We start from the raw sequence: 4,258 nt of genomic DNA, 5'->3' as shown, positions 1-4,258 counted from the left end.
TCCGTCCCGGAGACGAGAAGCTGGCCACGGCGGTACAGGAGGCCGCCGCGACAAGCAACGCCGTCCTCATGGCGAACCACGGACCCGTCGTGGCTGGGAGGTCGCTTGAGGAGGCGCAGTACGCGACTGAGGAACTGGAGGAAACCGCGAAACTGTTCCTGATGCTTCATGGCCGGGAACTGAGACCGTTGAGTCCGGCTCAGCGCGAAGAACTCACCAAGTCCATTTAGATACCTGGCCGTTGAGGGCGGCTCATCGGCGCGTTGAGGACATTTCCCTTTGGGAAGGCGGCGCAACGCCTATAGGGTCCGGATTTATCGAAACCTGATTTCCTGACTCTTGGAAGTCCCACCTCAAATCTCCCCCATGACCTACAGCCCAACTCGGCACCCGCCGTGTGGAATTCATGGCACTTAGCGCTGACCTCACAGCTCTCAACGCGCTCGCGGTCGACATCCCGGCGTTCCTGCCTAGCCCTCGGAGCATCTGTCGTAACTTTCGCTTGGTGCGCCTCCTCTTTGCTGGCATCGAAGTCTCCTCGCTTAGCGGAGGCTTGATGCCAAAGTTCCTGACCCAAGGGTATCTTCAGAGCCGGAAAACGGACGGATTTTTATTGGAATCGTGGCCGGCTTCAAATCGGAATCCGCACGCAGCCCCAGGCGAGCCAGTAGGAGCAGATTGCACGGTCCCGTAAGCGCCCTCTGGCGAGTTGATCCCGACTGCTCGCTTCGGAAGGAAAGGTATCATAGATTCGGACCACTGCTTGCCCGCTTCTCCGGCTGCTTCCATCTGTTTCCGCCAGAATTCGCCCATGCGAACGAACATCTGGGAAGCGTCTGCTTGCCATGTTCGTCTGCCTTGTCTTTTCCGCCCTACGCGTGGCGGCCACGCGGGCGATCCGCCCGCGTGACGGTGTAAGTCCTATTCAATGGTTAGCACAAACGTAGTGCGTGGACGAACCTCATGCTGCTGTCGCTAGCTTCTTTGTAACGATCGTCTGTGCGTTGGTGAATTCCAAAAGACCTTGGATAGCATTCTCGACACCAATACCGGACTGCTTGTGTCCTGAAAAAGTAGCGTGCGGTGAGAAGGCATGGATCTCGTTGATCCAGACTGTTCCGCATTCTAACTTCTCTGCGATCTTGCGAGCAGCGGAGGAGTCGGAAGACCAAACCGATCCTCCGAGCCCGTAGATTGTGTCGTTGGCACGCACGACCACATCGTCCACATCAGAGAACTTAAGCAATGGTAATACGGGGCCAAATGCCTCCTCTACAACGACACGAGAATCATCGGGGGGATTATCGATTATTGCAACGGGTACGAAATAACCTTTGCCTTCCGGAACATCGCCACCGAGCAGAAACTTGAGCCCCTTATCGCGAGCATCGGCAAGAAGATCTTTTACTTTCTCAAACTGCATTTTATTTTGAATAGGGCCAAGATCCACTCCCTGCTCTGAGCCGTCTCCAAGCTTCACCGTCTTGGCATACTCCACCAGTTCATGACTCAATGCGTCATAAATGTCGGCGTGAACAAAAAGTCTCTTCGCCGCAACGCAAAGCTGTGCGCTATTCTGAAAAGCTGCCCAGAAAATTTCCTTGGCAACCACCTTTGGATCCACATCCGGCAAAACAATCGCTGCATCGTTGCCGCCCAGTTCCAACGTGACGCGCTTCAATGTACCGGCTGCGCTTTCCATGATGCGCTTACCGGTTTGAGTGGAACCTGTGAAGGAGATTTTGCCAATATCGGGGTGACTGGTCATCCACTGCCCGAGTTCATTTCCGCCGGATACGACGTTGAGAACTCCTGGAGGCAAGACATCACGCATCATCTCGCCGATCTTGAGCGTGGCGAGTGGTGTATATGGTGATGGTTTAACGATGATGGTGTTTCCTGCAAGGAGGGCAGGGAGGACCTTCCAAATCGCCAAAAGAATTGGGTAGTTCCACGGCGTGATAGCTCCAACCACTCCAATTGGAACGTGCCGCGTTTCGACTGTACGCTCCGCCGAATCCTCAGCGATGTGAATAGGCAATTCTTGCTTCGCGATCTCGCGGCACCAGATGATCGCGCCAGTTAATTCCCAGTCGGCTCCAGCACGAGTCTTGCCTTGTTCGCGAGTTAGAAGGCGCATAAGCTCCTCCTTGTACCGTTCTAGCTTCTCGCCAATTGCCGCCACAAGCGCTTGGCGTTCGGCATGTGGCCTGTGGCTCCATGCCGGAAACGCCGCGCGGGCGGCTGCGACTGCGGCGTCGAGATCTTCGCGGCCCGCAGAGGGGACATGCGCGATGATCTCCTCAGTCGCCGGGTTGACCACAGGTGCGGTCGTGTTGGTGGAAACGGCCACGCCGCCGATCGTCATTGTATAATCACTGTCAAAATTCATAGTGCGCTCCCATTAATCGAGCAGGAATCAGGCGGGTTTCCGCGGGCGCAGGACAGGCTTCAGTACTTTGCCGCTCTCCGAGGCAGCACAAGCTTCATTGATTTCGTCGAGGTCATAGAACTTGATAAGCTTGTCGAAGGGGAATCGTCCCTGCTTCCACAGCTCGACTAACTGAGGGATGAAGGTGTCAGGTACACTTTCACCTTCGATTACCCCGCGGATGGTACGCCCAAATAGAATGCTGTTCATGTCGAACGTCACTTCCGTGCCCAGCGCAGCCGCTCCGACCAGGGCGCAAACTCCCGTCAGCCGTAAGCAATCTACCGCCTGTCGGAAAACCGCTGGGATGGAAGTGCACTCAAGTGAGTAGTGGACACCTAGACCGCCGCTTAACGCTTGTATCCCTTTTACAACATTGCCGTTCCGGCCGTTGATGACATGGGTTGCTCCCAACTCCTTCGCCAACTCGAGCCGCTCATCATTTACATCAACAGCTACGATCGTCGTGCAGCCAACAACTTTGGCAGCCATAACGGCGGCGAGACCTACCGAGCCCGCCCCAAATATTGCAATGCTTGTTCCCGCGACTGGGCGAAGCGCATTCATAACTGTGCCGGCACCCGTTGAGATGCCACAGCCCATGGGGCCCATGATTTCCAACGGAACACTCTTATCGATCTTGACGACGTTGCGTTCCGTAGCGAGTGCATGCGACCCAAAGGAAGACTGGCGGAAGAAGCAGCCGCTGACGCGCTCACCGTTGCAGCAGTGATAAGGCGTCGACCCGTCACTCCGGCTACCGCCAAAATTATAGCCGAAAAATTCGAGACAGTAGCCCGTCTCGCCTTTCTGGCAGTTCTCACACTTACCACATGAACCGAATGCTAGGACGACGTGATCGCCGGGCACTACTTTAGTTACGGCGGATCCGACCTTGAGCACAACGCCCGCACCTTCGTGTCCAAGGACAGCAGGTAACGGTGTCGGGTAGTATTGGTCTCGAACAACTATATCTGTGTGACATATGCCAACCCCAACGACTTCGATCACGACCTCATCCGGCCGCGGATCTTCGAGTTGCAGTTTTGTGATTTCGAACGGCTGCGATTTGCCTCTTACGACGGCCGATGTGCATTCGAGCATGGCACCTCTCTCCCATTTGCTAGCTTAATGTCATTCCCGCGCACGACCCCTCCGTCGTGATCAGAAAGATAACGTGTTTATCGCCGACATGGCGGCAACCTGCCCGCCTCCAGTTCGGGCAAAACACGCCGAGCTTCACCCTCGGATTCGGCCTGATTGCCAGGCTCATCGAGCGCCAGGAAAAGCTACATTACAAAGTCTAATAACGCAAGTTACGGTAGCGAGATTCTTAGCTCCACACTTGGAACTGAAAAAGGGCGACGTGAAACGTTATGCTTCATCGGATGGCCCAAATTCGATGAATTGATCAATGTAGTGTGCTGTTGAACCCGAATATGGGCTCTAATCCGAAGAACAATCTCGCGAACTTCACGCCTTGTTCACAGTCCTCAGCGGGCAATTTTGGTTCACTAACGCAAGGTACTTTTGCCATGACGCGGCCGAGCGCGGCGCCGTCAACATTCTGTGCGCCTCGTCCGAGCTCCCCTTCCGGGACCGCAGTTGAAGCAACGTGGACAACTGAAGCTCCGTCGACGAGAGACGAGCAGGCCTAGCGCAGAATGTCATAGGGCTCTTCGGGTAAACTGGGAGAAAGCCGGGAACGCATCCTCGGGTGAACTATCCAGGACTCATCTCAATCGGCTTGGCGTTCTGAATTGACTATGGTTGCGCCTTGACTACGGCTGCAAAAAGTCGCGGATCTGAGTCGCAACGCGTTCGATG

At 55.3% G+C, this 4,258-nt stretch carries 3 protein-coding genes; 1 reads left to right on the top strand and 2 read right to left on the bottom strand.

Annotated features, from left to right (window positions below):
• On the top strand, positions 1–230 hold a 230-nt coding region (locus CO676_RS33965), incomplete at its 5' end, for a class II aldolase/adducin family protein (protein ID WP_179875771.1).
• 731 nt (positions 231–961) lie between these two features.
• Here the strand turns inward: CO676_RS33965 and CO676_RS33960 are convergent.
• Together CO676_RS33960 and CO676_RS33955 are read right to left on the bottom strand one after the other, a co-directional pair.
• Positions 962–2,392 carry an aldehyde dehydrogenase family protein gene (locus CO676_RS33960; protein WP_097524279.1) on the bottom strand — a complete coding sequence of 477 codons (1,431 nt, stop codon included), beginning with the start codon at positions 2,390–2,392 and terminating at the stop codon, positions 962–964.
• 27 nt (positions 2,393–2,419) lie between these two features.
• Positions 2,420–3,535, bottom strand: a complete 1,116-nt coding sequence (locus CO676_RS33955) for an NAD(P)-dependent alcohol dehydrogenase (protein WP_097524278.1) — start codon at positions 3,533–3,535, stop codon at positions 2,420–2,422.
• Between the last annotated feature and the right edge of the window lie 723 nt (positions 3,536–4,258).

Source organism: Sinorhizobium sp. BJ1, from assembly GCF_002531555.1.
GTDB lineage: Bacteria > Pseudomonadota > Alphaproteobacteria > Rhizobiales > Rhizobiaceae > Sinorhizobium > Sinorhizobium fredii_B.
Note: the sequence above shows the minus strand (reverse complement) of the source record. Positions and strands in the feature narration are given on the sequence as shown.

Bases quoted from the DNA above. Each gene is read 5' to 3' on its own strand.
- CO676_RS33960 (WP_097524279.1), bottom strand. From the start codon at position 2,392: ATGAATTTTGACAGTGATTATACAATGACGATCGGCGGCGTGGCCGTT.
- CO676_RS33955 (WP_097524278.1), bottom strand. From the start codon at position 3,535: ATGCTCGAATGCACATCGGCCGTCGTAAGAGGCAAATCGCAGCCGTTC.